22 protein-coding genes, 4 tRNA genes and 1 pseudogene are annotated in these 25,120 nt (G+C 37.2%); 12 read left to right on the top strand and 15 right to left on the bottom strand.

Annotation, left to right across the window (positions count from 1 at the left end; all coding sequences use genetic code 11):
• Window positions 1-30: 30 nt before the first annotated feature.
• On the bottom strand, window positions 31-1,017 hold the full coding sequence (pfkA, locus tag PQ459_15940; GenBank protein WDF46380.1) for a 6-phosphofructokinase: 987 nt from the start codon (window positions 1,015-1,017) through the stop codon (window positions 31-33).
• A gap of 259 nt (window positions 1,018-1,276) precedes the next feature.
• On the opposite strand from pfkA, the gene PQ459_15935 reads away from it, so the two are divergent.
• Entirely contained in the window at window positions 1,277-2,203 is a 927-nt protein-coding gene (locus PQ459_15935; GenBank protein ID WDF46379.1) for a malate dehydrogenase, read from the top strand.
• 55 nt (window positions 2,204-2,258) lie between these two features.
• Here the strand turns inward: PQ459_15935 and PQ459_15930 are convergent, their stop codons facing one another.
• The 3 genes from PQ459_15930 to PQ459_15920 all read right to left on the bottom strand — a co-directional run bounded on the left by PQ459_15930 (window position 2,259) and on the right by PQ459_15920 (window position 4,243).
• On the bottom strand, window positions 2,259-2,648 hold the full coding sequence (locus PQ459_15930) for a RidA family protein (GenBank protein ID WDF46378.1): 390 nt from the start codon (window positions 2,646-2,648) through the stop codon (window positions 2,259-2,261).
• 69 nt (window positions 2,649-2,717) lie between these two features.
• Window positions 2,718-3,293: a Crp/Fnr family transcriptional regulator gene (locus PQ459_15925; GenBank protein ID WDF46377.1), complete on the bottom strand. Its 576-nt coding sequence runs from the start codon at window positions 3,291-3,293 to the stop codon at window positions 2,718-2,720.
• A gap of 47 nt (window positions 3,294-3,340) precedes the next feature.
• On the bottom strand, window positions 3,341-4,243 hold the full coding sequence (locus PQ459_15920; GenBank protein WDF46376.1) for an NAD(P)/FAD-dependent oxidoreductase: 903 nt from the start codon (window positions 4,241-4,243) through the stop codon (window positions 3,341-3,343).
• Between the two features lie 124 nt (window positions 4,244-4,367).
• On the opposite strand from PQ459_15920, the gene PQ459_15915 reads away from it, so the two are divergent.
• Complete coding sequence (locus PQ459_15915; protein ID WDF46375.1) at window positions 4,368-4,742, top strand: transcriptional repressor; 375 nt, start codon at window positions 4,368-4,370, stop codon at window positions 4,740-4,742.
• A 12-nt stretch (window positions 4,743-4,754) separates the two neighbouring features.
• On the opposite strand, the gene PQ459_15910 is transcribed toward PQ459_15915, so the two are convergent.
• From PQ459_15910 to PQ459_15900, 3 genes are all read right to left on the bottom strand, one after another.
• Window positions 4,755-5,822: a hypothetical protein gene (locus PQ459_15910; protein WDF46374.1), complete on the bottom strand. Its 1,068-nt coding sequence runs from the start codon at window positions 5,820-5,822 to the stop codon at window positions 4,755-4,757.
• A 16-nt stretch (window positions 5,823-5,838) separates the two neighbouring features.
• Window positions 5,839-6,402: a DUF4256 domain-containing protein gene (locus PQ459_15905; GenBank protein WDF46373.1), complete on the bottom strand. Its 564-nt coding sequence runs from the start codon at window positions 6,400-6,402 to the stop codon at window positions 5,839-5,841.
• Between the two features lie 99 nt (window positions 6,403-6,501).
• Window positions 6,502-7,077, bottom strand: a complete 576-nt coding sequence (locus tag PQ459_15900; GenBank protein ID WDF46372.1) for a YdeI/OmpD-associated family protein — start codon at window positions 7,075-7,077, stop codon at window positions 6,502-6,504.
• 109 nt (window positions 7,078-7,186) lie between these two features.
• Here PQ459_15900 and PQ459_15895 point away from each other — a divergent pair, with 109 nt between their 5' ends.
• From PQ459_15895 to PQ459_15885, 3 genes are all read left to right on the top strand, one after another.
• Window positions 7,187-9,325 carry a TonB-dependent receptor gene (locus tag PQ459_15895; protein ID WDF46371.1) on the top strand — a complete coding sequence of 713 codons (2,139 nt, stop codon included), beginning with the start codon at window positions 7,187-7,189 and terminating at the stop codon, window positions 9,323-9,325.
• A gap of 294 nt (window positions 9,326-9,619) precedes the next feature.
• Window positions 9,620-11,266, top strand: coding sequence for an alkaline phosphatase family protein (locus PQ459_15890; protein ID WDF46370.1), 1,647 nt, complete (start codon window positions 9,620-9,622; stop codon window positions 11,264-11,266).
• 155 nt (window positions 11,267-11,421) lie between these two features.
• On the top strand, window positions 11,422-12,192 hold the full coding sequence (locus tag PQ459_15885; protein WDF46369.1) for a TIGR02757 family protein: 771 nt from the start codon (window positions 11,422-11,424) through the stop codon (window positions 12,190-12,192).
• Between the two features lie 142 nt (window positions 12,193-12,334).
• On the opposite strand, the gene PQ459_15880 is transcribed toward PQ459_15885, so the two are convergent.
• Window positions 12,335-13,216, bottom strand: coding sequence for a polysaccharide deacetylase family protein (locus PQ459_15880; protein WDF46368.1), 882 nt, complete (start codon window positions 13,214-13,216; stop codon window positions 12,335-12,337).
• Between the two features lie 399 nt (window positions 13,217-13,615).
• On the opposite strand from PQ459_15880, the gene PQ459_15875 reads away from it, so the two are divergent.
• Window positions 13,616-14,284 carry a YceI family protein gene (locus PQ459_15875; protein ID WDF46367.1) on the top strand — a complete coding sequence of 223 codons (669 nt, stop codon included), beginning with the start codon at window positions 13,616-13,618 and terminating at the stop codon, window positions 14,282-14,284.
• A gap of 352 nt (window positions 14,285-14,636) precedes the next feature.
• Here PQ459_15875 and PQ459_15870 read toward each other — a convergent pair.
• From PQ459_15870 to uvrA, 3 genes and pseudogenes are all read right to left on the bottom strand, one after another.
• Window positions 14,637-14,795 (bottom strand): annotated as a pseudogene (locus tag PQ459_15870) (transcriptional regulator).
• A 13-nt stretch (window positions 14,796-14,808) separates the two neighbouring features.
• A complete protein-coding gene (locus PQ459_15865; GenBank protein WDF46366.1) occupies window positions 14,809-15,783 on the bottom strand; it encodes an HTH domain-containing protein in 975 nt (324 codons plus the stop codon).
• A gap of 34 nt (window positions 15,784-15,817) precedes the next feature.
• The gene (uvrA, locus tag PQ459_15860; protein ID WDF46365.1) at window positions 15,818-18,604 is read right to left on the bottom strand and encodes an excinuclease ABC subunit UvrA; all 2,787 of its coding nucleotides are present in this window, start codon (window positions 18,602-18,604) and stop codon (window positions 15,818-15,820) included.
• Window positions 18,605-18,755: 151 nt separating this feature from the next.
• On the opposite strand from uvrA, the gene PQ459_15855 reads away from it, so the two are divergent.
• Together PQ459_15855 and prmA are read left to right on the top strand one after the other, a co-directional pair.
• The gene (locus PQ459_15855) at window positions 18,756-20,555 is read left to right on the top strand and encodes a TonB-dependent receptor (protein WDF46364.1); all 1,800 of its coding nucleotides are present in this window, start codon (window positions 18,756-18,758) and stop codon (window positions 20,553-20,555) included.
• Between the two features lie 130 nt (window positions 20,556-20,685).
• Window positions 20,686-21,513 (top strand): 50S ribosomal protein L11 methyltransferase, encoded by an 828-nt coding sequence (prmA, locus tag PQ459_15850; protein WDF46363.1) that lies wholly within the window; start codon window positions 20,686-20,688, stop codon window positions 21,511-21,513.
• A 40-nt stretch (window positions 21,514-21,553) separates the two neighbouring features.
• Here prmA and PQ459_15845 read toward each other — a convergent pair whose 3' ends face one another.
• From PQ459_15845 to PQ459_15830, 4 genes are read right to left on the bottom strand one after another with little or no spacing between them, the layout of a single operon-like run.
• Window positions 21,554-22,219, bottom strand: coding sequence for a hypothetical protein (locus PQ459_15845; GenBank protein WDF46362.1), 666 nt, complete (start codon window positions 22,217-22,219; stop codon window positions 21,554-21,556).
• Between the two features lie 30 nt (window positions 22,220-22,249).
• Window positions 22,250-22,795 (bottom strand): GNAT family N-acetyltransferase, encoded by a 546-nt coding sequence (locus PQ459_15840; GenBank protein ID WDF46361.1) that lies wholly within the window; start codon window positions 22,793-22,795, stop codon window positions 22,250-22,252.
• Window positions 22,796-22,837: 42 nt separating this feature from the next.
• Window positions 22,838-23,503, bottom strand: coding sequence for a hypothetical protein (locus PQ459_15835; protein WDF46360.1), 666 nt, complete (start codon window positions 23,501-23,503; stop codon window positions 22,838-22,840).
• Between the two features lie 11 nt (window positions 23,504-23,514).
• Window positions 23,515-24,522 carry an N-acetylmuramoyl-L-alanine amidase gene (locus tag PQ459_15830; GenBank protein WDF46359.1) on the bottom strand — a complete coding sequence of 336 codons (1,008 nt, stop codon included), beginning with the start codon at window positions 24,520-24,522 and terminating at the stop codon, window positions 23,515-23,517.
• A gap of 134 nt (window positions 24,523-24,656) precedes the next feature.
• On the opposite strand from PQ459_15830, the gene PQ459_15825 reads away from it, so the two are divergent.
• The 4 genes from PQ459_15825 (at window position 24,657) to PQ459_15810 (ending at window position 25,108) form a co-directional block, all read left to right on the top strand.
• A tRNA-Ser gene (locus PQ459_15825) sits at window positions 24,657-24,743 on the top strand.
• A gap of 21 nt (window positions 24,744-24,764) precedes the next feature.
• A tRNA-Pro gene (locus tag PQ459_15820) sits at window positions 24,765-24,839 on the top strand.
• 32 nt (window positions 24,840-24,871) lie between these two features.
• Window positions 24,872-24,945, top strand: a tRNA-Arg gene (locus PQ459_15815).
• Between the two features lie 88 nt (window positions 24,946-25,033).
• Window positions 25,034-25,108, top strand: a tRNA-Pro gene (locus PQ459_15810).
• The last annotated feature ends 12 nt before the right edge of the window (window positions 25,109-25,120 follow it).

Genomic DNA, 25,120 nt, shown 5'->3' with positions numbered 1-25,120 from the left:
GTTACTATAAATTTACGAAAAAATAAGGAATTACATCGCCAAAATCTCAGCTATTTTCAGTAGATCCTTGTCTATTTCGTTATGTTTTTTGATGGCTTCTTCTATTGGAGTGTAGACGATCTTGTTCGACTGCATTCCGACCATTACTTTGTTCTGTCCTTCCATTAGACCGATTACGGCACCATAGCCCAAGTGGCTTGCAAGTACCCTGTCGGCACAGCTCGGTGATCCACCTCTTTGAATGTGGCCCAAAATGGTTACACGGATGTCGTAGTTAGGGAATTCTCCTTTGGTCGCTTTCGCAAGATCGTAGATGTTTCCAAGTTCTTCACCTTCCGCTACCACTACAATGCTGGATGATTTTCCTACTTTTTCAGCAGTTCTGAACGTGTTGAAGAGATCTTCCAAACTATCTTTTCTTTCCGGGATCAGGATGTCAAGTGCGCCAGTTGCGATTCCACTGTTGAGCGCAATAAAACCTGCATCACGTCCCATCACTTCCACAAAGAAAACTCTGTTGTGGGAAGTTGCCGTATCACGGATCTTGTCGATAGAATCCATCGCCGTATTAAGCGCAGTGTCATAACCAATGGTTTTGTCTGTACCGAAGATATCGTTGTCAATGGTTCCTGGAACACCAATTACTTTGATGCCGTGTTCCTCATTGAAAACCTTTGCACCTGTAAAACTTCCGTCTCCACCGATACAAACTATCGCATCCACACCTAATTTGACACATTGATCATAAGCTTTTTTTCTGCCTTCCGGCGTCATAAATTCCTTTGATCTGGCAGACTTCAGAATCGTTCCACCTTGATTGATAATATTTTTGACAGAACGTGGTCCCATCTTTATTATATCACCTGCAATAAGACCATTGTAACCTTCGCGGATACCATAACAGTCTATCTTGTAGTGATTTGCTGTTCTTACAACAGCTCTAAGTGCAGCATTCATCCCAGGAGCATCGCCTCCAGAAGTCAAAACCGCAATAGATTTTATGTTGTTTTCTGACATATTTTCAATTTTTTTCAAAGCAAATTTACGAAATAGGAATCACATTAAAGAACGACTTTAATATTATGCTGTAAATTATATCATAGATTATCCGGTTCTTGATATGAAATATGACAAATATTAGAATTAATTTTTTCTCAGGCTTTCCAAGTTTTATTATATTTACGAACAATACAAAATGAAATTTTAAACTAATCAGATAATAATATTGTGAGATCTACCGATCCATAATATCAAAAAACAAACAAATAAATACATTATGAAAGTTACCGTAGTTGGCGCAGGCGCAGTAGGAGCCAGTTGTGCAGAATACATTGCAATGAAAGATTTTGCAGCAGAAGTTGTTTTGGTGGACATCAAAGAAGGTTTCGCAGAAGGAAAAGCAATGGACCTAATGCAAACAGCTTCTCTTAACGGTTTTGACACCAAAATTACCGGAACAACTGGAGATTATTCCAAAACTGCAGGTTCCAAAGTAGCTGTGATCACATCCGGAATCCCAAGAAAACCGGGAATGACGAGAGAAGAATTGATCGGAATCAACGCTGGAATCGTGAAAGAGGTGACTCAAAACTTGGTAAAACATTCGCCAGATGTAATCATCATTGTGGTTTCCAATCCAATGGATACAATGGCGTATTTGGTACACAAAACTAGTGGACTTCCAAAAGAAAGAATCATCGGAATGGGTGGTGCTTTGGACTCTGCAAGATTCAAATACAGATTGGCAGAAGCCTTGGAATCTCCAATCTCTGATGTGGACGGAATGGTGATCGCGGCGCATTCTGACACAGGAATGTTGCCACTTTTCAGCAAAGCAACTAGAAATGGTGTTCCAGTTTCAGAATTCTTGAGCGATGAGCAAAAAGCAAATGTTATCGAAGAAACCAAAGTTGGTGGAGCAACATTGACCAAATTATTAGGAACTTCTGCTTGGTACGCACCAGGCGCGGCGGTTTCTGTAATGGTTCAGTCCATCCTTTGCGACCAAAAGAAAATGATTCCTTGTTCATTGATGCTTGACGGCGAATATGGCGAAAGCGACATCTGTCTTGGTGTTCCAGCAATTATCGGAAAAGATGGTGTTGAGAAGATTGTAGACATTACATTGACAGAAGACGAAAAAGCGAAGTTTGCTGAGGCTGCAAAAGCTGTAAGAGATGTGAACGGAGATTTGAAGTTCTAAGCTTTAGATTTTGATATAAAAAAACCGTCCTGATTACTTAGGACGGTTTTTTTATTTATTTTACAACGGTGGCTTCCAATTCCACCTTCAAAGTTTCGAATAATGTTTTGACTTCCATCACGGTTGTTGCCTGTTGAATTCCATTCTTGGAAATCCAGTTTTGGAGAACATCAAAGTTCTCAAACAATTCAGAATGCTCAGTGGTGTAAACATTGAGACGAACAATGTTTTTTAATTCAAAATCTGCCTGATGAATGACCTTTTCAAGATTTTCCAAAGTTTTGATGAGTTGAGTTCGCATATCAGCATCACTTGATATTCCATCATCATCTATAGCAGTTTGCCCGGAAACATAAAGTGTACTTTGCACATTCTTGACTTCCACAGCTTGAGCATAATTTCTTGCATCCTGCCATTTCCAGGGATTGATGATTCTTTTTTCCATTTTAAATAATTTTAATTTAATGATGGAGCAAAGTTCCGCCGATGCCCGAAATATCTTGTGTGATGTACATCACATCTTTTTCGATTCTACAAAAAATCGACTCAAGGTCTCACGAGACACGCCGAGATAATTTGCTAAAACCGTCTTTGGAATTCTCTGCAACAGGCTTGAATAGGAATGTAGGAGCTGTTCATATTTTTCTTTGGCCGTCAAAGTAAGCAAAGACAAAATTCTTTTCTGATTGGCAATATGTCCTCCAATTGCTTTTTTGAGGAAAAAATGTTCAAGTTTTGGAATCGCCTCATTAAGTTTTTGATAATCTGAAAATGACAGACAAAGCACTTCCGTATCTTCCAAACATTGCAAAAACTGCGTGGCTTTGCTCTCGGTGTAGAATGCCATATAATCCGTTTCCCACCAGTCTTCCATAGAAAAGGAGATGATATGTTCATTGGTATCGCGGTCTATGACGTACAATTTCATTAAGCCAGAAACAATGAAATACACTTGGCTTACAGAATCATTTTCTTTGATGACTAAATCCTTTTTTCTGTACTTTTTAGAATGAAAGCAGGAATCAATCAACTCAAATTCCTCGTCTGTGAGGGTAATTATTTTTTCGATGTGATTTCGCAGGATGTTCATTCCATTAAGGTTTTGATTTGCGAATATAAAGATTCAATTTTAATGGTCTAAAATGATTCTGCGGTCAACTCCGCGTTCACCATCGCGCCAGCCAGATTTCCGGTGTAAACCGCATTGGCAACAGAACGCATCGGGCTGGAATTGTCACCGCAAGCCAAGAATCCTGCAACATTTGTCTTCTGAAATTGGTCGATTTTGATGTGGCCCATTTCTGTCATCTCGCAACCCAAAGATTCGGCAATGTCGGAATGTTGAGTGAATGGAAACGCGCCGTAAACCGCTTCGAAGTTCAAGACATTGCCATCGGATAAAATCAGGCTTTCGACCATTCCGTTTTGATGTTTCAATTCTTCAATCTCGGTTTCGATAATTTGAATATTATTTTTATTTAATTTTTCAAGTTGCTCATCGGTGAAATCAGCTTTTCCTCTTGTGAAAATCGTCAAATCTTTGGTCAGATTATTTACTAAAGATGCAATGTGAAAACCGCGGTCGCCATTCGCAATGATGCCTGTTTTTTTGTTCTGAAATTCATAGCCGTGACAATATGGACAATGGATTAACGAAATTCCCCAGCATTCTTTGAAACCTTTGATGTTTGGAACTTCATCCACAATTCCAGTTGCGAAAATCAGTTTTTTTGATGAGAATTTCTCGCCGTTTCCAGTTGTGATTTCAAAACCATTTTCTGTTTTGATGCCTGCTGTCGCCAAACCTTCGTAAAACTCGACCGTCTTATATTTCTCAACTTGTTCTTTGGCAATTATCGAAATTTCTTTCGGCGTTTTTCCGTCTTGCGTCAGGAAGTTTTGCGAATGTGGCGTCTGTGCATTGCAAGGTTTTCCACTATCGATGACCAAAACGTTTCTAAGTGAACGTCCCAAACACATCGCTGAAGAAAGTCCTGCATAACTGCCTCCAATTATAATTACATCGTATTGATTTTCCATTTTAATTTTTCTATTAATATTCTTAATTGAAAGCTACTCGCCAAAAGCTAATTGCCAAAAGCCAATTATCTCTTGCCAAAGTTAAGATTAATTTCTATTATTGCAACAGAATCGCATTAATAAAATGAAAAGAAGAAATACACCCGCAAAAGAAGCCGTCTTGAATCTGTTGACGACCACAGGAAAGGCGATGAGCCAAGACGCCATCGAGGGGAAAATCAATCTGGAAATGGACAGAGCCACAATTTACAGAGTCTTAAATAGATTTTGCGAAGACGGAATTCTCCACAGGATTGTAGCGGAAGACGGGAAACAATACTTCGCCGTCTGCATCAAATGTGATGAAAAAAAATTAGCCGACCATCATTTTCATTTCCGGTGCACGGTTTGTCAAACGATAGAATGTCTGCCGGTTCCAGTTCAGTTTTCTTTGCCAGCAAATTATCAAGTGGAAAGTGTGAATTGTGTGCTGACGGGTGTTTGTAAGGATTGCCACTAAATTCAAATTTGGCTATTTGATTTGGTCTGAAATAAAGATGTTCTTTGAATCTATTTTCAACTCATTTCCGGATTTGGTGTACCATTCTACAAAACTATCATATTCATTTTTGTTTATAGTTTGCCATTCTGCGAAAGCATTTTTATTAGCGATTTGAAATATGTAATAATTGTATGCATTATAAACCTTATTTTCATCCATTGTTTTAAAATAGTTTAATAAAACATTAGGAGCGTTTTTAGTTTTTACATTTTGATATTCTTTAAGGAATTTTTTTCTCATTTGTGCAAAATTATCATAAGTAAAGTCATTGTAATCCATCATTGCTACAACAAAACCATATGCGAAGTTCATACAAAGAGGCAAGGCTTTATTTTTTTCATATTTTTCAGCATCAATTATTGCGGGGCAAAATTCAGTTTTCTTTTGATTTTGTGATACGAAAATTAAAGATTCTTTATATCCTTCATATAAAAGTTTGCTCATTTCCTGAGTTCTAGAAGTGGTTCGTTCAAGGTTCATAAAAACCTCACCATATATTAGTCCAGAGAGTCTATCATTTGTTTTCAAATAAATCTTTGCAACCCGATAATAGTTTGAGGGGTACATTGGTTCTACTTCAATTCCTTTTTCGTAAATTTTTATGGCTTCAATTGGTTTTGAAGATTCATACATTACTCCTTTTTCCAAATATAGCCTTCCAGATTTAGGAAATTTTTTAAGACCTTCATCATAGGTTTTAATTGCCATTGCAGAATCACCTTTGTAATCGTAATTGTTTCCCAATAGTTGATAATAATTGTCTTTAATTTCTTTATAGTTTTTTATCTCAATCAATTTTTTTATTGCTCCATCATAATCTTTGCTATATGATTTTGCTAATGCTATTTCATACGGATAAGTGTAGTCCGCAGGGTCAACTTTTTCGCATTCTTCAAGAATTTTTATTGCTTCATTATATTTCTGTTCATCAATTAACTTCACTGCATCATAAACTTTTTCACATTTAAATGCTTTATTTTGAGCATAAATATTTATTGATAGAAAAATAAGTAGTACGAAATAATTTTTTGTCTTCATAATTTTAATTATTAATTCAAACTTTCAAAAAACCACGAAGACCTCTCGCCGAATAATAAGATTCCGCACCGTTGTGATAAAGGAAAACCATGTTGTAACGCTTATCACAGAAAACTGCGCCACCTAATTTCCTAATGTCTTCCGGCGTTTTTATCCAGCTCGACGTTTTCAAATCAAAGTTTCCTAAAGATTGCAAATGGCGATATTGTGCTTCGTCCAAAATCTCGATTCCGATTTCATTGGCCAAATCTATGGCGCTATTTGCCGGTTTGTTTTCCTTTCTGGAATCTAAAGCTTTTCGGTCGTAGCAAAGGCTTCGTCTGCCCTTTGGACTTTCTGCGGAACAATCGAAAAAGAGATATTCGTCTGTTTTTTTATCATAACCAACAACATCTGGTTCGCCTTCGGTTCTTTCCATTTCACTGAGTGACCAGAGTCTTTCAGGATTTGATTCCAGTTTTTTCTGAACGTTTTCCCAGTTGATATTCTCGTGGCGCGTCATATTTTTTTCGAAACGGGTTTTCAGAATCTTTATTAATTCTGATTGTTGTTCTAAGGAAAGCCGAGGTTTGTTTTTCATATCGATTAGTTGTTTTTAACAAAATATTTATCTCGTAGATTTAGCAAATCCTTAGTTTTAAGAATTTGCCAAAATCTACGAGCATTTTTTTATTTTAAATTAATCATTCATCCCTTTTCCATCAAGAATATTTGGGATATATTTTTCAATTCTGGAGTCTCTGGTTTTGGATTGTTTCGGTGCTGAAAAATGAATGAGATAAGCGCGTTGTCTTCCAGCTGTCAAAGCTTCGAAAGCTGATTTCAATGTTGGATTTTCATCTAGTTTCATTTGAAATTCTACTGGAATTGCTGTTGCTTCCTTTTTTATTTCTACTTTTTCTCCACGTTCTTCAATTTTTAGGGCTTCGAAAATATAATCTTTGATGATGTCCTTTTTACTTAAAATATCCTGAACATTTTCAAAACGCATTTGTCTTCCGGCTTGCGTATTTTCTCCCATTTTTACAAGGAGTTGATGCGAATCTTTCATTATGCCACCTTTGAAAAATAAAAGCGCAAAATATTCTTTGAAACCTTGAATCAGAACAATATTTTTCCCATTGGACGCGTAACAAGGTTTTCCCCATTTGAAATCTTCCTCCAACTGGCAGTCTAAGATGATGGTTCTCAAAGTATTCATCTCGTCTTTCCATTGTTTGGCTTCTTGGATGTGCTTGTCAACTTTTTCACTCATTTGATTTTATGTTTTCCCAAATTTAAATAAAATTAAGACTATCAAAAAAGATTTCAGTTTCCAATGTAACAATTAAGCTCCGATAGTTGTCTAATAAGAAAACTATGAAATGAAATTACTCTTATCCTCTGTGGGATTGTTTGCTGGAGCATTATCTTTCGCGCAAACGACAAGTGATACCATCAAATCCAAAGAAATAGAAGCCGTGACTTTGGTCGCCAGAAAACCAACCGTCGAAAACAAAGCAGACAGAACGGTTTTCAACGTCGCAAACAGCTCTATTCTTGCGGGAAATACGACTTGGGACATCGTGAGAATGACGCCTTTGGTAAGCATCGATAACAATGATAATGTAAAAGCAGAAGGCGAATCGGTGACGGTTTACATTAATGACAGAAAATCGGTTTTCACGGGCAAAGAACTTAAGGAATATCTTAAAACTATTCCTGCTGACAACTTGATGAAAATCGAGGTCATCACAAGTCCGTCTTCGCGTTATGAGGCTACTGGTTCCGTCATCAACATCGTCTTGAAAAAGCGTGATGACGAAGGCTTGAAAGGTAGTATTTCCCTAACAAATACTCAGAATACAAAGAACAACCAATACGGAAGTTTGAACCTTAATTATCATAAAAAATACTTCACGCAGACCTTCACAGGAAGTTACAGCGACAACGTTTTTATCAACTCAAACTCCAGCCGAAATACTTATTACAAGGACAATTCTTTGCAACTGATTGATGCGGAAAGTGCTTACACGGGAAAAAGTCCCTCGTTTTCCTCCACGTCGGAATTTGAGTTGAATGACAAAAATAACGTCGGTCTCGTCTTGGAATATTTCCGTGGCGACCGCGGTGCTACGACCAATTCTACAGTCAACAATTATCTGGGCGACGTTTTTCAGAATGGATTTGTTCAAAATCTAAATTCGGCCACAATCAATAATACGTTGGGAACCAATTTGTTCTATAAATATTATGACAAAGAGAAAAACCGGATTTTGGATATCAACATTGGAACCAACTACGATTCTGAAAAAGGGACGACCAATTTTGATAGATTTGATGAAAGCAATTCTCTCACCGAGCAGAGATTTATCGACAATTATTCTCAAAACCGAAATTACTTCGCCAAGGTGGATTACACAATGCCAATCGGCAAAGGCGGAAGTTTTGAAGTCGGCGGAAAAGCGAATTTCAACAACAATGTGATTCCGAACAACTATCGTTATTTTTTTGATAATGGTTTGGAGGCTGACAGCAATATTTTCAAATACACGGAAAACATCAACTCGCTGTATGCCAATTACAGCCAGACTTTTTTCGAAAAATTGGAAACGAGAATCGGACTTCGCTACGAATATATCAAATATAAAATCCGTCAAAATGGCGTAGATGCGAGAACTGATTCTTACGGAACTTTCTTGCCAAATCTCTTGATAAAATATGCATTCTCACCAAATTATGATTTGAGTTTGACGTACAATCGAAATCTCTGGCGCCCTTGGTATTCGGAGTTCAACACGTTCGAAATGCCTTCAAACAATGGGTTTTATTACCGTGGAAACACCGAACTTTTACCCAATCCAAGCGACAGGATTGCTTTGAAGTTTGGGATTCATAAGAAATATTTCATCTCCGCGAGATATATGTTCACAGACCAGGATTATTGGACTAATTATTTGGAGGAAGACGGCAGAACAATCAGTTTTCCGGACAACTTCAAAGGAAAAGTGGAGAAGCTTTACGTTTTTGCAAACACCAATCAGAATCTTTTCAAAAACAAGTTGAACGTAAACTTCGGAATTGGCTGGTATTACATTGACAACAGCGATTTCAACAGCAGAAACAGATTGAGCCCGGAAAGCAATTACATCAATTATTTCTCAGGTTCTACCAATTTGTCGTACACCAATTTGTTTAATAAAAATATCAACATCAGTGCTTGGATGAGTGTTGATAATCAAAATAACGGAAACTCTGTTGCCAATCAATACAACTTTTTCCACAATATTTCTGTCACCAAGATTTTCCCAGTCTCGCAAATTGAAACCAGTTTGCAGTTGATGAATATCTTCAAAAGACCATCGATGGATATGACGACTTACAGCCAAATCGGAACATTCCAAAACCGCAACAAATGGGATTGGTACGGCTTCTCTCTGACATTCGTCAAACGATTCGGAAACCAAAAAGTAAAAGAAAACACCAAAACGGATGTTGAGAAAAACTCTGGCGGAAGCAAATAGCAAATAGCAGATAGCTTTTGACAAGTGGCTTTTGGCTTTTAGCTTTTAAAATATTTATGATTAATGAGAACGGGCAATTGCTCGTTCTTTTTTATTTTAGTAATATGAAGCAGAAAATTGTCAATCTTTGATAAGTTTATGTATTTGCGAACCTTAAAAATATTTTCAATAAGTTCAAAAAAATCTTTGCGCGCTTTGCGTTTAATTTTCGCAACATCACGAAACTTTAATAAAATTTCACATCCCAAAACTTTTGAAAGCCGTAAATTTGGGCTCAATAAAAAGTAAAATTAAATGTTCAGAAAAATTCAGATTTTCGTGTTGGCGGTGGCTACATTCGGAAATGTAAATGCTCAGAAAACAAAATTAAATTCAGGAGAAAGACCAAAACTAGTGGTAGGATTGGTCGTTGACCAGATGCGTTGGGATTATCTTTACCGTTTCGAAAAGAAATTCGGGAAAGGCGGATTTCAGAGACTTTTGGGCGAAGGCTATTCTCTTAATAATGTTCATATCCCGTACATCCCGACGGTTACGGCTATTGGTCATACTTCAATTTATACAGGTTCAGTTCCATCGATTCACGGGATTGCAGGAAATGATTGGACAGATAAAGAAACCGGAAAAAATGTCTATTGTACCGCAGATGACAGCGTGAATCCAGTTGGGTCGGACAGCAAAAAAATTGGAAGTCATTCTCCAAAAAATCTTTGGTCCACAACGGTTACAGACCAGTTGAGAATCGCTAGCAATTTCAAATCAAAAGTAGTCGGTGTTTCTCTGAAGGACAGAGCTTCTATTTTGCCAGCTGGTCACAATCCTACGGGCGCTTTTTGGTTTGATGATTCCTCAGGGAACTTCATCACGAGTTCTTATTATATGAATGAATTGCCAAAATGGGTAACAGATTTTAATGGTCAAAAAGTTCCTGAAAAACTATTGGCGAACGGTTGGGAAACAGCTTTGCCAATTGCGGAATATACAGAAAGTACAGCCGATAATGTAGAATGGGAATATCCGGTCGGAACAGCGAAAGACCCGGTTTTTCCGTACAAAAATCTATTGACGGATTACGCGACAAAGAAAGGTGTCATCAGAACCACACCTTTCGGAAATACTCTGACTCTGAAGTTTGCTGAGGCGGCTTTGGATAATTATACTTTAGGAAAAGGAAACGAGACGGATTTTCTTGCCATTAACCTAGCTTCAACGGATTACGTTGGACATTCTTATGGACCAAATTCCATCGAGGTGGAAGATACTTATATCAGATTGGATAAGGATTTGGCAGCGTTTTTCAAAATGTTGGATGAGAAAGTAGGGAAGGACAATTATCTGGTTTTCCTATCTGCTGACCACGGCGGCGCCAATGCAGAAGGTTTCCTGAGAGCCAACAAAATCCTCGGCGGTTTCTATGACGACGGAATGGAAAAAAATCTAGGTGCAGAATTAGAAAAGAAATATGCCAACTCTAAAGTGATTTTGGGAATTGATAATTATCAAATCTATTTAAATCAAAGTTTAATTAGAGAAAAAAAACTGGACGAAGACGATATCAAAACCACCATCATCAACAGTCTGAACAAAGACCCGAGAGTTTTGTACGCTGTTGATTTGAAGAAAATCGGTTCATCTGCGATTCCAGAGCCGATAAAGACCAGAGCTATCAATGGTTACAACTGGCAAAGAAGTGGCGATATCCAAATCGTTTCGCACGACGGAATGTTACCAAACTACGCTAAAAAAGGAACCACGCACAGCGTTTGGAATTCCTACGATTCTCACATTCCACTGATTTTTATGGGTTGGGGAATCAAGCACGGCGAAAGCAACAAGGATTATAATATGACCGATATTGCACCAACCGTTTCCGCATTACTTCACATCGAATTTCCAAGTGGAAACATCGGAAATCCTATTACTGAAGTGATTGGAAGATAAAATAGAGTTAGAGATTAGAATTTAGATTTTAGTTTACAACTTTAATTTTTAAATAAAATATAAAAACCCAATATTGTCATTCTGTAGTAATCTAAACAGCCTTTGTAGAGATTCTTGCAGAATGACAATTTTTTTGCAGAAATTTGCAACTGATTATGAATTTAAAAGAAAAAGATATCTTCGATTTGCTCAATGAAAAAGCAGAACTCTACAATTCACCGGACTTTATAAATGATGACCCAATCCAGATTCCGCATCGTTTTTCTTTGAAGCAAGATATCGAGATTGCAGGTTTTCTGTCCGCAAGTATCGCTTGGGGAAATCGAAAATCAATTATCAATGACGCGAATAAGATGATGGAATTGATGGGAAATTCGCCCTACGATTTTGTAATGAATTTCACAGAAAGTGATTTGGATAAGATTCCACAGAAAGCGATTCACAGAACTTTCAATCACGAAGATTTTATTTTTTTTCTAAGAAATTTCCGCCGGATTTATTCTCAGTTTGAAAGTCTCGAAGACGCGTTTCTCATCAACGAAGATGAAACCAATTTCTATCATTCAATTGAACGATTCCGGAATCAATTCGTTTCAGAACAACACCGTGGACAGAAACACGTGAGTTCGCCTTACAAAAATTCGGCTTCCAAAAGATTGATTATGTTTCTGCGGTGGATGGTTCGGAAAGATAAGAAAGGCGTTGATTTTGGCATTTGGGAAAACATTGAACCAAGGTTTCTATCTGTTCCTTTGGATGTTCACACCGCAAATATTTCCAGAAAATTAGGAATTTTAACCAGAAAACAAAACGATTGGAAAGCTGTGGAAGAATTGGATTTGATTCTAAGAAAATATAATTCTGCTGACCCTGCTATTTACGATTTTGCTTTGTTTGGATTGGGCGTTTCTAAAGAGTTTGAATAAGTATTAACCACAAAGACACAAAGTTTTTTCACGAAGCACACAACGTTTTTTTGTCATAGAAATATGATAAAACCAATTTAAAACATAAAGAATAAAAATTGTGAAACTTGCGAAGACCTTTGTGTCTTTGTGGTTTAAAAATTTACTTCAAGATATCATTAATATTAGGATATTCCGAGATTTTCCGGAACTCAAAACGGTTGCTGTTCTGCAAATCCGAAATGAACAAATCCAGTTCCCGAACCGAATCGTCGTCCTGAAGATATTGGTCGTGCGTTAGGAAGACCAAATGTCGGGAAGTCTTTTCCAAGTCGTTGAAGAAGATGCTGTCCACACGTTTTGTCATTTCCTTATGAGTGCCTTTCAGTTTCATCGCGTTCGTTGGTTTCCATTCCAAATCCCAACCTACCAAAACATAGCCGGCTTGTTGCAATTCGTCTGCTGCCAATTTTGAAGTTTTGATATCGGTATTATTGATGTTCGCTGTTCTCCAGATGTTTCGTCCGGGCGTTCTTGCGTATTTATTTTTGAATTTCAGGCTGTCTCTTGCTTTGTCAAAATCGTGAATCACATTCTCTGGATTTTTGTAGAAGTCAGAATATCGGTTCAAGGCGTGCGTGTAGCTGTGATTCGCAATCTCGACGAGTTTGTTGTTCTCCAGTTCCTTCAATTCTTTTGATTGGGTTTTGCTGTCGTACGCGTGTTTTCCAACCACAAAAGCTGTGATGGGGATTTGATATTTCTCGGTGATTTTCAAGAGGTTGCTGGTTCCTCTGTTTGGGCCATCGTCGAAGGTTAGGTAAATATAACGCTTGTTCGGGTGGTCGGGAACGTCGGGTTTTGCGGAGATAACTTTTGCTGAGTTGGGAACGATTTCTTCTGAATTGATGTCTTTTGAAATTTGTGCCTGTTCTTTTTCTGATTTTTTGTTACAGGATTTCAAAAAAAATACTGCTGTAGAGATTAAGGCAGCAGTCCCAAGAAAAACCAACAGATTTGATTTTTCCGCAAAAGTTTTTTTCATTGTAAATAATGGAATTTAAAGTTGTTAAAAAATGTTAATTAAGTTAAGTTTTAGAATCAAATCCGATGCCGAATTTCCTCCGTTTTGACTGATTTTAAAAATAAATATTATTTGATAATCAGTTATTTATGATTTTGATTCCATTTTTTATTAATGTTTTTAAATTGTGTTAAAATTTTAGTTGCTTTAAAACGTGGAATCTTTCGCAGCCCGACTTGAACGGAGCTCATTTTTTTTGCGGCTGCAATCTGGCGAGGGCAAAAAATAGCGGGAGTGGAAGGTGGATAAAGCTGCCCAAATAATTATAAGTCATACCTTTCTTGATGTACATCAACGTCTATTCTTTGTTTAAGGTCTTATTTTTGCTGCACTAAAAAAGTTTAATCAAAATAATTTTCTATGAAAAAATTAACCGTATTGGCATTTGCAGGAGCTGCATTATTGTTCACTGCTTGTAATGACAAAAAAGAAACTGTGAAAGATGCGCAAGAAGTTGCAGCGAAAACCGGAGATGCTTACAAAGTAGATTTGGCGACGTCCAACGTGAACTGGAAAGCTTTCCACAAAGGTGGTTTCGCACCAAGATGGGGAACTTTGAACTTGAAATCTGGCGAAATAACGGTTGCTGACAATGCTGTGACTTCCGGAGATTTCGTAATCGATATGACGACTTTAAAAGTAGACCCAGCATCTGTAACTGAAGCGGACAAAAAGCCGGCTGACCTGGAAGCGCACTTGAAAAATGAAGATTTCTTCAACGTAACCAAAAATCCAACTGCTGATTTCAAAATCACTTCTGTAGCGGACCTGGCGGGAGAACTTCCAAAAGATGCTGTAGCAGGTTCTAACAAAACTGTGAGCGGAAATCTGACTTTGCTAGGAAAAACGTTGAACGTTTCTTTCCCTGCAAAAGTTACTGTGACTGAGGGTAAAGCGGCTGTTGAAGCTAAATTTACGGTGAACAGAACAGATTGGGGAATCAAATTCGGGACAGACGAAACCGACCCAGCAGAATGGATGATTAGCAAAGACATCGAAATTGGCATCAACGTAAATGCTGCTAAATAATAGATTTTAAAAGTGAAAAGGAGAAGACTGTTTCGAAAGAGACAGTCTTTTTTAGTTGATGGCACAAAAGAACCGACTCTTTAGGAGCCGGCTCAATAGATAAAGACATCTCATTTTTTTAGTTAAACAACAACAAAAAAGGATAGCCGACGGTGCTATCCTTTGATTTTTATATCAATAAATTTGAGTGCTTCTGATTGAAAATAGATAAGTTTTCATAACGATTTCCTTAATCTTATTGATGTAAATTTAGAAAGAAAAACAATACAAAATGTAAACTAAATGTTAAAGTTTCGTAGTTATCCACATTTTTTTGTGGATAAGTCTATCTTTTTGTTTGATTTTGAGTCTCAATCGGAAATTTCTCGTTTTCGTACTCTTCAATCAAATTTGCAAGTGCTTCCAATTCATCGCCATCTTTTGTATTTGGTTTTGCATCGAAAATATCTTCCAGCCTTTCCAAAGCCTGATTGTAATCTTGTTCGGTTTTTATTGGTTTTAGATTCTCCATTTTTGAGAACATATTATTTTTCAAAAGGAATGTTTTTGTCTTTGCAATATTTTTCAATCTCAGAATCATTAGAAAAGTATTTATCGGAAAATTCATTCAGTTCTTTTTCTGCTCCAGATATGTATTTTTCGCTGGCAGTTAAGAGTTTCTCTGTTTGCTCGATGAAGTTTTCAAATTCTTTATTGATTTTACAAAGTTTATCAATTGTCTTAAAATCTAAATCACGAAAAACAGCTGGAAAGAGAATCTTACTTTGATAAGGATTGGCATTTAGTTCAATAATTCCAATTCCGAAAGATTGATTTAGTCTTGCCATTTCCTCATACAAACTATCACTAAATTCAAAAGCGACTAAAAAACCATAGTTTGCCCAACTTGAATTGGAAACTGCTTGGAAATAAGCTTTTTTAAGTTCGCTGTCGCTGTTGATTTCTCTTTTTAATTCATAAGAACTCAATTTAAAAGTATCAACACGATTGATTGACTTTAGAAAATTCTGACTGACTTTGGTTTGTAAATTTAAAAACTTGATTCCAACCATATCTGGATGAGTCCAAATCTGATTACTATCTTTTCCGTTAGATTGTTCGTGGAAAATTGTTTTTGAGAAAGTTTCAGTATTTTTAAGATAGCTACTCAAAAGCTTATGCAAATCTCTTTCTTCATAAACTTTTGCTTTTACTATTTTTGGTTCAATTATATTTGAAATATCAACTTCATTTTCGTCATTTAAAATTTCGATGCCAATTTGTTGTTCATTTTTTGTTAAATAGTAATTATATGAACCGTTAGTCTTTTTTATTCTTTTAACTCTAGAATCTCCATTTCTTATAAATTCTCCAAGTTGAGCAGAAATGGTTGCTCCAGGTGTTTTGCCTTTTAAAAATTGATAGTAAGTTTTGCTGGTAATGTGATTAAGAACTTCATTGTTGTTAACTGGAACTTTTAAGTCTTCCAGACTTTTTAATATTGCTTCTTTAATTGTCATAGTTCAAATTGGTTATTAGTTCTAATAATTAAAATTACAATTTCTCCGCAACATACTTTGCCGTAGCCGATTCCTTCACCTTCACCAAATCCTCGGGCGTTCCGGCAAAAACAACTTCGCCACCATATTTTCCAGCATTTGGACCAATGTCGATAATGTAATCTGCCGTTTTCATAATATCTGGCTGATGCTCAATCACGACAACCGAATGTCCGAGTTCTATCAAGGCCTGAAGCGATTTCAATAATTTTTTGATGTCGTGGAAATGCAATCCTGTCGAAGGTTCATCGAAGACGAATAGTGTTTTCTCGGTTGTCACGCCTTTTACGAGGAACGATGCCAATTTCACTCTCTGTGCTTCACCGCCGGAAAGGGTAGAAGAGGATTGTCCGAGTTGAAGATAGCCCAAACCAACGTCCTGCAAAGGTTTTATCTTGGTCGCAATTTTTTCTTCGTGGTTTTCTGAGAAAAATTCCAAAGCCTCGTCAACCGTCATATGAAGAATGTCCGAGATATTTTTCTCGTCGTATTTGATTTCAAGGATTTCTTTCTTGAAACGTGTGCCGTGGCAATGTTCACATTCCAACTCGATGTCGGCCATAAACTGCATTGAGACTGTGATAACGCCGTCACCTTTACACTCGTCGCAACGTCCGCCGTCCACATTGAAGGAGAAATGTTTTGGTTTCAAACCTTGAACTTTCGCCGATTTTTGTTTTGCGAAAAGGTCACGGATGTCGTCGTAAGCTTTCAGGTAAGTGACTGGATTGGAACGGGACGATTTTCCAATTGGATTTTGGTCAATCAATTCGATATTTTGAATCAGTTTTGAAGGAAATTCCACAGAGTCATAATCCGCTTTTTTTCCACCCATTCCGAGCTGGATTTGAATCGCATTCGTCATCACTTCTTTCATCAAAGTCGATTTTCCACTTCCGGAAACACCTGTGATAACGGTCAAACATTCCAATGGAACATTCACGTCGATGTTCTTCAAATTGTTTTGACGCGCACCTTTTATGGCGATAAATTCTTTGGTTTTTCTACGTTTTTTAGGCACTTCGATTTCCATTTCGCCACTCAGATATTTTGCGGTCAGCGTATCGGATTTCATCATTTCGTCATAACTTCCGTTAAAAACCAAATCACCGCCGAGATAACCAGCTTCCGGACCAATATCGATAATATGGTCCGCAGATTTCATCACGTCTTCATCGTGTTCTACAACGATTACGGTGTTTCCGAGGTCTCGAAGTTGCTTCAAAACGCCAATCAGATTTTCAGTATCTCGGGAATGCAGACCAATACTTGGCTCATCCAAAATATAAATCGAACCAACCAAAGAACTTCCCAAACTGGTTGCCAAGTTGATTCTCTGACTTTCTCCACCGGAAAGTGTGTTCGAAGTTCTGTTTAAAGTTAAATAGCCGAGACCAACTTTCGTCAAAAACTCCAATCGGGTTTCGATTTCATAGGTCAGTCGTTTGGCGATTTCTCTGTCGTGCTCGTTGAGTTTTAAAGATTTTATTAATGGAAGAAATTCATCCAAAGGCAATTCGATGAACGACTGAATATTGTGTCCATCGATTTTCACCCAGCTCGTTTCTTCTCTCAATCTTAATCCTTCGCAAGTCGGGCAGAGCGTTTTACCACGGTAGCGGGAAAGCATCACGCGGTACTGGATTTTATAAAGATTTTCTTCCAGCATTTTGAAGAAATTATCAATGCTCGGGAAGGTTTTCGTTTTGTCACCTCTCCAAAGTAACTGTTTCTGTTCTTTGGTCAATTGGTGGTAAGGCTTATGAATAGGGAAATCTTTGTTCTTTTTAATGAAATCCTTTTTCCATTCGCTCATACTTTCTCCACGCCAAGAGGCGACTGCATCTTCGTGAAGCGACAGGTTTTTATTCGGAATTACCAAATCTTCATCAATGCCAATCACTTTTCCGTAACCTTCGCAAGTCGGGCAAGCGCCGTAAGGATTATTAAAACTGAAATAATGAACGGTTGGCTCATTGAAAACAATGCCGTCCAATTCAAATTTATTCGAGAAATCTCGTAGTTTTTCGGTGTCTGTATTTTTCAAAGAGCAATAGCCGTGACCTTCATAAAAAGCCATTTGGATAGAATCTGCCAATCTCTGAAGGAAACTCTCATCCTCCTCGTAACTGAATCTGTCGATGACCAGATTAATCGTCATATCTTTCTCAGGCACAAATCCGAAACTTTCCAAATCCTCAATCCCAGCCACATTTCCATTGACTTCCAATCTTGTAAATCCGGAAACTTTCAAGGTTTTAAGTTGCTCGGCAAAATTCTCTGCATCAAATGCCAAAGGCGCCAAAAGCAAAAACGTCGAATCTTTCTTCGAATTTTTAATAAAATCAATGACGTCCGTCACGCTGTCTTTCTTCACTTCTTCGCCGGAAATCGGAGAATAGGTTCGGCCAACGCGCGCAAAGAACAATTTCATATAATCGTAAATCTCAGTAGAAGTTCCAACTGTAGAACGCGGATTGGACGAAATCACCTTTTGCTGAATCGCAATGGATGGCGCCAAACCTTTGATATCATCGATTTTTGGTTTTTCTAATTTCCCCAAAAACTGACGCGCGTAGGAACTCAAACTTTCTACATAACGCCTTTGTCCTTCGGCATAAATGGTGTCGAAAGCCAGTGAGGATTTTCCACTTCCCGAGACGCCCGTAATCACAATCAGTTTGTTCTTCGGGATGAGAACGTCTATGTTTTTCAAGTTGTTAAGGTGTGCGTTTTTAACGAAAAGAAATTTCTTGATATCGATGTCGGTTGTTGTAGCCATAGTAAAAATGAGACCCACAAAATTACGGAAAATTATATCGAATTGGAATATGATTTTGGATTTAAACTATTAAGATTTTCTTAATGAATTTAGCGACTTAACTCAGGCTAATCTCTATATTTGCGCCCGATTATCTGAAAGGAAATAAACTATGAAGAGAATAATTGTGGCTTTGTCGGTTGTCGTTTTGTCAATCAATGGATTTGCGCAGAACAAAGAAAACGAAATCGATGAGGTGAATTTGCAGGGCCGGTTTCTATCGATTCCTTATAACGATGTAAATGAAAATGTGACGGTCATCACCAAGCAACAAATCCAAAACAGTCCTGCAACCAGCATTGATGAATTATTACAATTCCACTCGGGCTTGGATATCAAAAGGCGAGGTTCGAATGGTGTTCAGAGCGATATTACGATTCGTGGAAGTTCGTTTGAGCAGGTTTTGATTTTGGTGAATGGCATTAGAATGAATGATTCGCAGACTGGTCATAATACATTCAATCTTCCGTTTGATATTTCGGCGGTGGAAAGGATTGAAATAATGAAAGGTTCTTCGGCAAAACTCTATGGACAGAATGTCTACGCGGGTGTCATTAACATCGTCACCAAATCATCTTCCGAAGAACAAGTGACGATAAAAGCGCAAGGAGGTGATTTCAAAACTTATGATTTGTCGGCGTCTGCGACATTTGGTTCTGAGAAATTCACGAATCTTTTTACCATTAGCAATGGCGCTTCGGACGGTTATCGATTCAATACCGATTATCAAATCCGAAACTTTTTTTATCAAAATAAATTAAAACTAAACGATGGAAGTCTGAGCTTGCAGGCTGGTTTTTCTGAGAAGAAATTTGGGGCGAATGGATTTTACGCATCGCCAACCGCCATCAATCAATATGAGGAGACGCAGGCTTCTGTGGTGAGTTTGCAGTATGAGCAAAGGTTTGATAAACTGTCGATTAACTCCAGTGTTTATTGGCGAAGAGGACAGGATATGTATCTTTTTATCCGTCAAAATCCATCGTATTACAGAAATATGCACATTGGAAATAATGTCGGCGGAACGGTAAATGCAACCTATGAATCATCACTTGGAACCACGGGAATTGGCGTGGATTACAGAAAAGAATTTCTTGCAAGTAGTAATTTGGGCGACAGAGAACGGGATGTGACGCAGGTGTTTTTTGACCATCAGTTCAAATTCTTTAATCAGAAATTGGAAGTCAATCCTGGCGCGAGTTGGGCGAATTATTCGGGGCAGAATTTCTTCTATCCCGGAATGGATGTTGGTTTTATTTTCAATCCCAATCATAAAGTTTTCGGTGCAGTTTCCAAAGGTTTTAGGATTCCGACTTTCACCGATTTGTACTATGTAAGTCCGGCGGAAATTGGAAATCCAAACTTGGTTCCTGAGTCTGCCATTTCATCAGAATTAGGCTATCGATTCCAGAATGAAAAAATATTGGCGAAAGTCAGCGGTTTTATCCGAAATACAAACAATGGCATCGATTGGCTGAAAGAAACGCCGGAAAGTCCGTGGAAAGCGGAAAATGTTGGAGAAATCCACCTCAAAGGTTTCGAAACGGAGTTCAAACATCAATTATTTTCATTCCTTAATTATCGATTAGGCTACACGTATCTTGATAATCAATATAAAAATGAGGAACTTTCCCGATACGCTTTGCAGAATTTGAGACATCAGTTTGTGGCGCAAGTGGATGTGAAATTCTTGAAGTATTTCAGCAATCAATTGATTTATAAATACTCAGAACGTGTGAATCTTGGAAGTTATAATATCATGGATGAGCAAATCAATTTCCGATACAAAGACCTTAATTTTTATGTCTTAATCAACAACCTGACGGATACAAAATATGTGGAAAGCAATCTGGTTCCAATGCCTGGAAGGTGGTTTCACGTCGGATTTACGTATCAAATTAAGATGAATTAATTTTTAACCACAAAGGCACAAAGGTTCTGCACAAGGTTCACAAGTTTTCTAAACGTAAAAATTCTTTGTGTTCTTTGTGAAAAACTTCGTGACTTTGTGGTTTTAACCTAAATTTGCAAAAAATTAAACAATGGCAGTTTACCTGGAATTCAATTTTAAAATAAAACCTCTCCAACCTTGGAACGAAATATTGATGGCAGAACTGATAGAAATCGGTTTTGACAGCTTCACAGAAGAATATGACGGCATCCTTGGTTATATCCAAAAAGACCTTTTCAAAGAAGAAGAATTAAAAAATATCTATCTCCTTCAAAATGATGAGGTCGAGATTTCTTACACCTACGAAGAAATGCCGAACATCAATTGGAACGAGGAGTGGGAAAAGAATTTCTCACCTATCAATGTAGAAGATAAAGTCCTTATTCGCGCAGAATTCCACGACTCGGACCCGAATATGCACGAGATTGTGATTCAGCCGAAAATGTCTTTCGGAACCGGGCATCATCCTACGACGCATCTGATGATTCAGCAAATGTTGGATATGGATTTGGCGGACAAAAAAGTGCTTGATATGGGTTGCGGAACCTCGGTGTTGGCCATTTTCGCAAAACAAAAAGGAGCGGGCAGAACCGTTGCCATCGACATCGATGAATGGTCTGTGGAAAATTCCAAAGAAAATGCAGTACGTAATAACGTAGAATTGGACATCGAACTAGGAACAGCCGACAATCTTGGGAAAGAAAAATTCGAAATCATCTTGGCAAACATCAACAGAAATATTTTGATTTCTGACATTCCGACTTACGTTTCCGTTTTGGAAGACGGCGGGAAACTGCTGTTGTCAGGACTTTGCTTCTTCGATGTGGACGATATTCTGGAAGTTTGCAAAGAGCAAAACCTGAAGCTTGAAAAGAAAATCCAGAGAGAAGAGTGGGTTTCTTTGTTGTTGAGTAAATAAAAACAAAGCCTCAGGATTTAATTTCTGAGGCTTTTTATTTTTAAGTATTTTGAATGTAATAACATAAAGTTTTGCTTTCTGGTTCAATAAAAACATATAGACTTCCATCGCACCAGAAATTCATATGTTCAAAATATTCTTGCATATATTTATCCTCACATTCTACATTTGTGAATTCGGTTGCAATATTATTAAAAGTTAAAAATTGACATAGGAATCTCATTTTCTTTCCACTTTTAGGACAAATAGGAATGTCTTCGTGTTGTAAGAAATTTGCTTTTCCAGCAACCCCTAATATATCAAATTCATTATCATCTGTAATTCCTTCGAATTCTCGAATTGAGAGTTTTGTTTCTTGAAATTCAACTATAGAATTTTTTTCTAAGTCATCAAAAGCCGAAGTTATTTCGCTTGTGTTTTTAGGCTCAATAATTATCGGAGCAAAAGGATTTGAATAATCTAAAAATACATTTTCTATATCCAAATAAATAGGACAAATAAGATGAATGTCGAAAGGAATCCAATCAAAATAATTATCGCCTTTATTTATAAAACCTACATATTGAAACCCACTTAGGAAATCATTTTTTGGAATTATAAAGTTAGATGGGAATTTCCCTCCTAGCTTATGTAATCCATTTTCGCATTGATAAAATTCTAAATTCAGTTCTTTTTGTGAGGTAAATAATTTTTTCAGAAAATTCATTTTGTTATTAGTTTTTAAATTTCACAGTATTTATTTCCTCTCATCAGTTGATAAAATCGCATATCCATAATTATCTGACCAACCAGATTTTAAAGGTAACAATTGTCTCGTATGCGCTTCTCTCAACATCCCCACTTTTTCTAAAACGCTGAAAGAACCAATATTATCAACTGCACAACCGGCTTCAATTCTGTGCAACTTCAAGGTTTCGAAGCCAAAGTCAATCATTTTTCTTAAGCTTTCCGTCGCGTAACCTTTGTTCCAAAATCTGTAATCAAATTGAAACCAAACTTCTGCATTCTTGTAATGCTCTTTTCCCAGACGCAATCCAATTAATCCGATGAATTTTTCATCATCAATCAATTCGACGGCAAATGTAAAATGCTTGATATTTTCTTTATTATTTTCCGCAATCCATTTTTCAACATTGATTTTGGTTTCATTAATGTCACTCGGGGATTTCGAAGTATTGAATTTGGAAGTTTGCTCTAAAGATTGTAGTTCAAATATATTTTCAATGTCGTTTTCAGAAATCGGTCTTAAACTTAATCTTTCAGTTTTTAAAATAGTTTTCATCTCACTTCTGCGAATTTTTTTTTAATTGGAATCGTGAAATATTCAATTCTCCTTAAATTTTTCAATTTCACCAATAACCTCGTTTAGATTTCTCTTTTCAATTTCTAAATCTTGAGGAAATCCTTTCTGGAAATATTTCCATTTATCTTCGCCGGAAATTTCTATTGATTCAATTCTCTCGCCTTTGCAAAATACTTTTTCTCCGATCAACTTTATAAAAATATCGTCGAGATAAATCTCAAATTTATCACAAGGAAAAGGATTGTTTTCAGAAATAAAATATTGCTCATCCCAAATATAAATTGATTCTCCATTTATATTTTCAATCAAATAAAGAATACTTTCATCATCATTTTCCAGAAACTCAACAATTCGACTAGTATTGATTTCAATAATATCAATTGAGTTCTTAGATTTGAACTCTTGCATTTTGTTTAAATCTCTATTGCTTTGTTTTTTTATTTTGACTCTGTTTTCAATGTAAATCCACATTATGATTGGACAAAGACAGACCAAGAATTTTGAAAGTAATGACCAATTAGACTTGTCATAATAATAGATATGAATAGCAAATAAGCAAGTTGATATCAATAACGAAAAAATCACAAGCCAATTTATTTTCAAATCATTGGCTTTTTCTAACTCCTTAATGCTTAATGACAGTTTATCATTTTCATTACTGTTTAACTTACGACTTGTAATTTGCATAAACTATCTAATTACTTCTGCGGATACTTCTGAATCAAAGCCTGCAAAATCGCCAACGTCTCCGCATCCATAATACCACTGTAATTCATCGGTCGGAAATGAAATTGGAAAGCCTCAATGGTTTGCTTAGTAGCTTTGTCCCAAACGCCATTCACACTCAATGCGTAACCAAACTGAGCCAGCTGTTGCTGAACTCTGGAAACAAATTCAGGATTATTGTATTGTAATGTGATTTCGTTCGTCGTTAGGATTTGATTGAGGAAAGTCTGTTTCGCAGTTTCGTCGTACCACATCCCGATTTGATACTCGTCGTAAAGTCTCTTCCAAGGGAAAAGTGGACCTGGGTCTTGTTTTCTGGTTGGCGCAATGTCGGAATGGGCGAGAACATTGGTTGGTTGAATGTTGTATCTAACGATAAGGTCCTTCACCAAAGCGGCTACTTTCTTGATTTGCTCCTCTGGATACGGCGTGAAAACTCTCAGACCTGTCGAATCTACGGTGTAACCCATATTCACGATCTCGATTCCTATGGAAGTGTCATTTAATTGTTGGTCCTTTCTCCAAAAACTAATTCCAGCGTGGTAAGAGCGCTTATTTTCGTCCACCAATTGATAGATTTCTTTATCTGGCAATGTATTCACAAGGTAATGAGCGCTTACCGCCTGTTGTGTAAGAGTTGAGATTGATTTTTCATCATTTAATACTGTATAATGTAAAATCACATAACGTTGGCGGAAATTCTGCCCGACAGAAGGAAAATATGTTTTGGTCACTTTATATCCTGCCGGATTGGCGCTTACTATAGAACCATAACTTATCGTGTTGTCATTTTTCGTTATATCCGCAATATTGACTTTGTAATAGTCGCCTTCGTCCTGTTTGATTTCTGGTTTTTTTATAGAAACAACTGCAACTGGCGTGGTAGATTTTACAGGAGTTTTACTTTTTACAGTTTTTTGTTGGGATCCGCAGGAAATGATTAATGATCCTAATGTTATGAGATATAATGAATTACGCATTCGTGTCTGTTTTTGGTTATATTTAATGAGTCAAAAATAAGAAAAAAAATAAATAAAATTTTTTGGTAGTTACGCAAAAGTCTTCTATATTTGCACTCGCAATAACGGGATAGAATATATCACTGAAACTGCAAGGAGAGTTGCCTGAGAGGCCGAAAGGACTTGTTTGCTAAACAAGCGAACTGGAAACGGTTCCAAGGGTTCGAATCCCTTACTCTCCGCAGCTAAAAAAGATGACTTATCGGGGCGTAGCGTAGTCCGGTCATCGCGCCTGGTTTGGGACCAGGAGGTCGCAGGTTCGAATCCTGCCGCCCCGACATTTTTAGTAATTTTCGAAAAAATTACAAATGGGTGCGTAGCTCAGCTGGATAGAGCATCTGCCTTCTAAGCAGACGGTCTCAGGTTCGAATCCTGACGCGCTCACAAAAGAGAGATCATTCTTGGTCTCTTTTTTTTATATCGCAAAGCTAGATATTTATTTCGCTAGATGATATTAAATATTTTTAATTTTCGGGGCGTAGCGTAGTCCGGTCATCGCGCCTGGTTTGGGACCAGGAGGTCGCAGGTTCGAATCCTGCCGCCCCGACAATTTTTAGTG

The sequence above is a fragment of the Chryseobacterium sp. KACC 21268 genome (assembly GCA_028736075.1).
In the GTDB taxonomy this organism is placed as follows: domain Bacteria; phylum Bacteroidota; class Bacteroidia; order Flavobacteriales; family Weeksellaceae; genus Epilithonimonas.
Note: the sequence above shows the minus strand (reverse complement) of the source record. Positions and strands in the feature narration are given on the sequence as shown.

Coding starts and splice junctions, on each gene's coding strand:
- PQ459_15895 (WDF46371.1), top strand. CDS start 7,187: ATGAAATTACTCTTATCCTCTGTGGGATTGTTTGCTGGAGCATTATCT.
- PQ459_15910 (WDF46374.1), bottom strand. CDS start 5,822: ATGAAGACAAAAAATTATTTCGTACTACTTATTTTTCTATCAATAAAT.
- PQ459_15905 (WDF46373.1), bottom strand. CDS start 6,402: ATGAAAAACAAACCTCGGCTTTCCTTAGAACAACAATCAGAATTAATA.
- uvrA (WDF46365.1), bottom strand. CDS start 18,604: ATGGCTACAACAACCGACATCGATATCAAGAAATTTCTTTTCGTTAAA.
- PQ459_15885 (WDF46369.1), top strand. CDS start 11,422: ATGAATTTAAAAGAAAAAGATATCTTCGATTTGCTCAATGAAAAAGCA.
- prmA (WDF46363.1), top strand. CDS start 20,686: ATGGCAGTTTACCTGGAATTCAATTTTAAAATAAAACCTCTCCAACCT.
- PQ459_15915 (WDF46375.1), top strand. CDS start 4,368: ATGAAAAGAAGAAATACACCCGCAAAAGAAGCCGTCTTGAATCTGTTG.
- PQ459_15845 (WDF46362.1), bottom strand. CDS start 22,219: ATGAATTTTCTGAAAAAATTATTTACCTCACAAAAAGAACTGAATTTA.
- PQ459_15865 (WDF46366.1), bottom strand. CDS start 15,783: ATGACAATTAAAGAAGCAATATTAAAAAGTCTGGAAGACTTAAAAGTT.
- PQ459_15920 (WDF46376.1), bottom strand. CDS start 4,243: ATGGAAAATCAATACGATGTAATTATAATTGGAGGCAGTTATGCAGGA.
- PQ459_15840 (WDF46361.1), bottom strand. CDS start 22,795: ATGAAAACTATTTTAAAAACTGAAAGATTAAGTTTAAGACCGATTTCT.
- PQ459_15935 (WDF46379.1), top strand. CDS start 1,277: ATGAAAGTTACCGTAGTTGGCGCAGGCGCAGTAGGAGCCAGTTGTGCA.
- PQ459_15875 (WDF46367.1), top strand. CDS start 13,616: ATGAAAAAATTAACCGTATTGGCATTTGCAGGAGCTGCATTATTGTTC.
- PQ459_15830 (WDF46359.1), bottom strand. CDS start 24,522: ATGCGTAATTCATTATATCTCATAACATTAGGATCATTAATCATTTCC.
- PQ459_15900 (WDF46372.1), bottom strand. CDS start 7,077: ATGAGTGAAAAAGTTGACAAGCACATCCAAGAAGCCAAACAATGGAAA.
- PQ459_15890 (WDF46370.1), top strand. CDS start 9,620: ATGTTCAGAAAAATTCAGATTTTCGTGTTGGCGGTGGCTACATTCGGA.
- PQ459_15880 (WDF46368.1), bottom strand. CDS start 13,216: ATGAAAAAAACTTTTGCGGAAAAATCAAATCTGTTGGTTTTTCTTGGG.
- pfkA (WDF46380.1), bottom strand. CDS start 1,017: ATGTCAGAAAACAACATAAAATCTATTGCGGTTTTGACTTCTGGAGGC.
- PQ459_15925 (WDF46377.1), bottom strand. CDS start 3,293: ATGAACATCCTGCGAAATCACATCGAAAAAATAATTACCCTCACAGAC.
- PQ459_15855 (WDF46364.1), top strand. CDS start 18,756: ATGAAGAGAATAATTGTGGCTTTGTCGGTTGTCGTTTTGTCAATCAAT.
- PQ459_15835 (WDF46360.1), bottom strand. CDS start 23,503: ATGCAAATTACAAGTCGTAAGTTAAACAGTAATGAAAATGATAAACTG.
- PQ459_15930 (WDF46378.1), bottom strand. CDS start 2,648: ATGGAAAAAAGAATCATCAATCCCTGGAAATGGCAGGATGCAAGAAAT.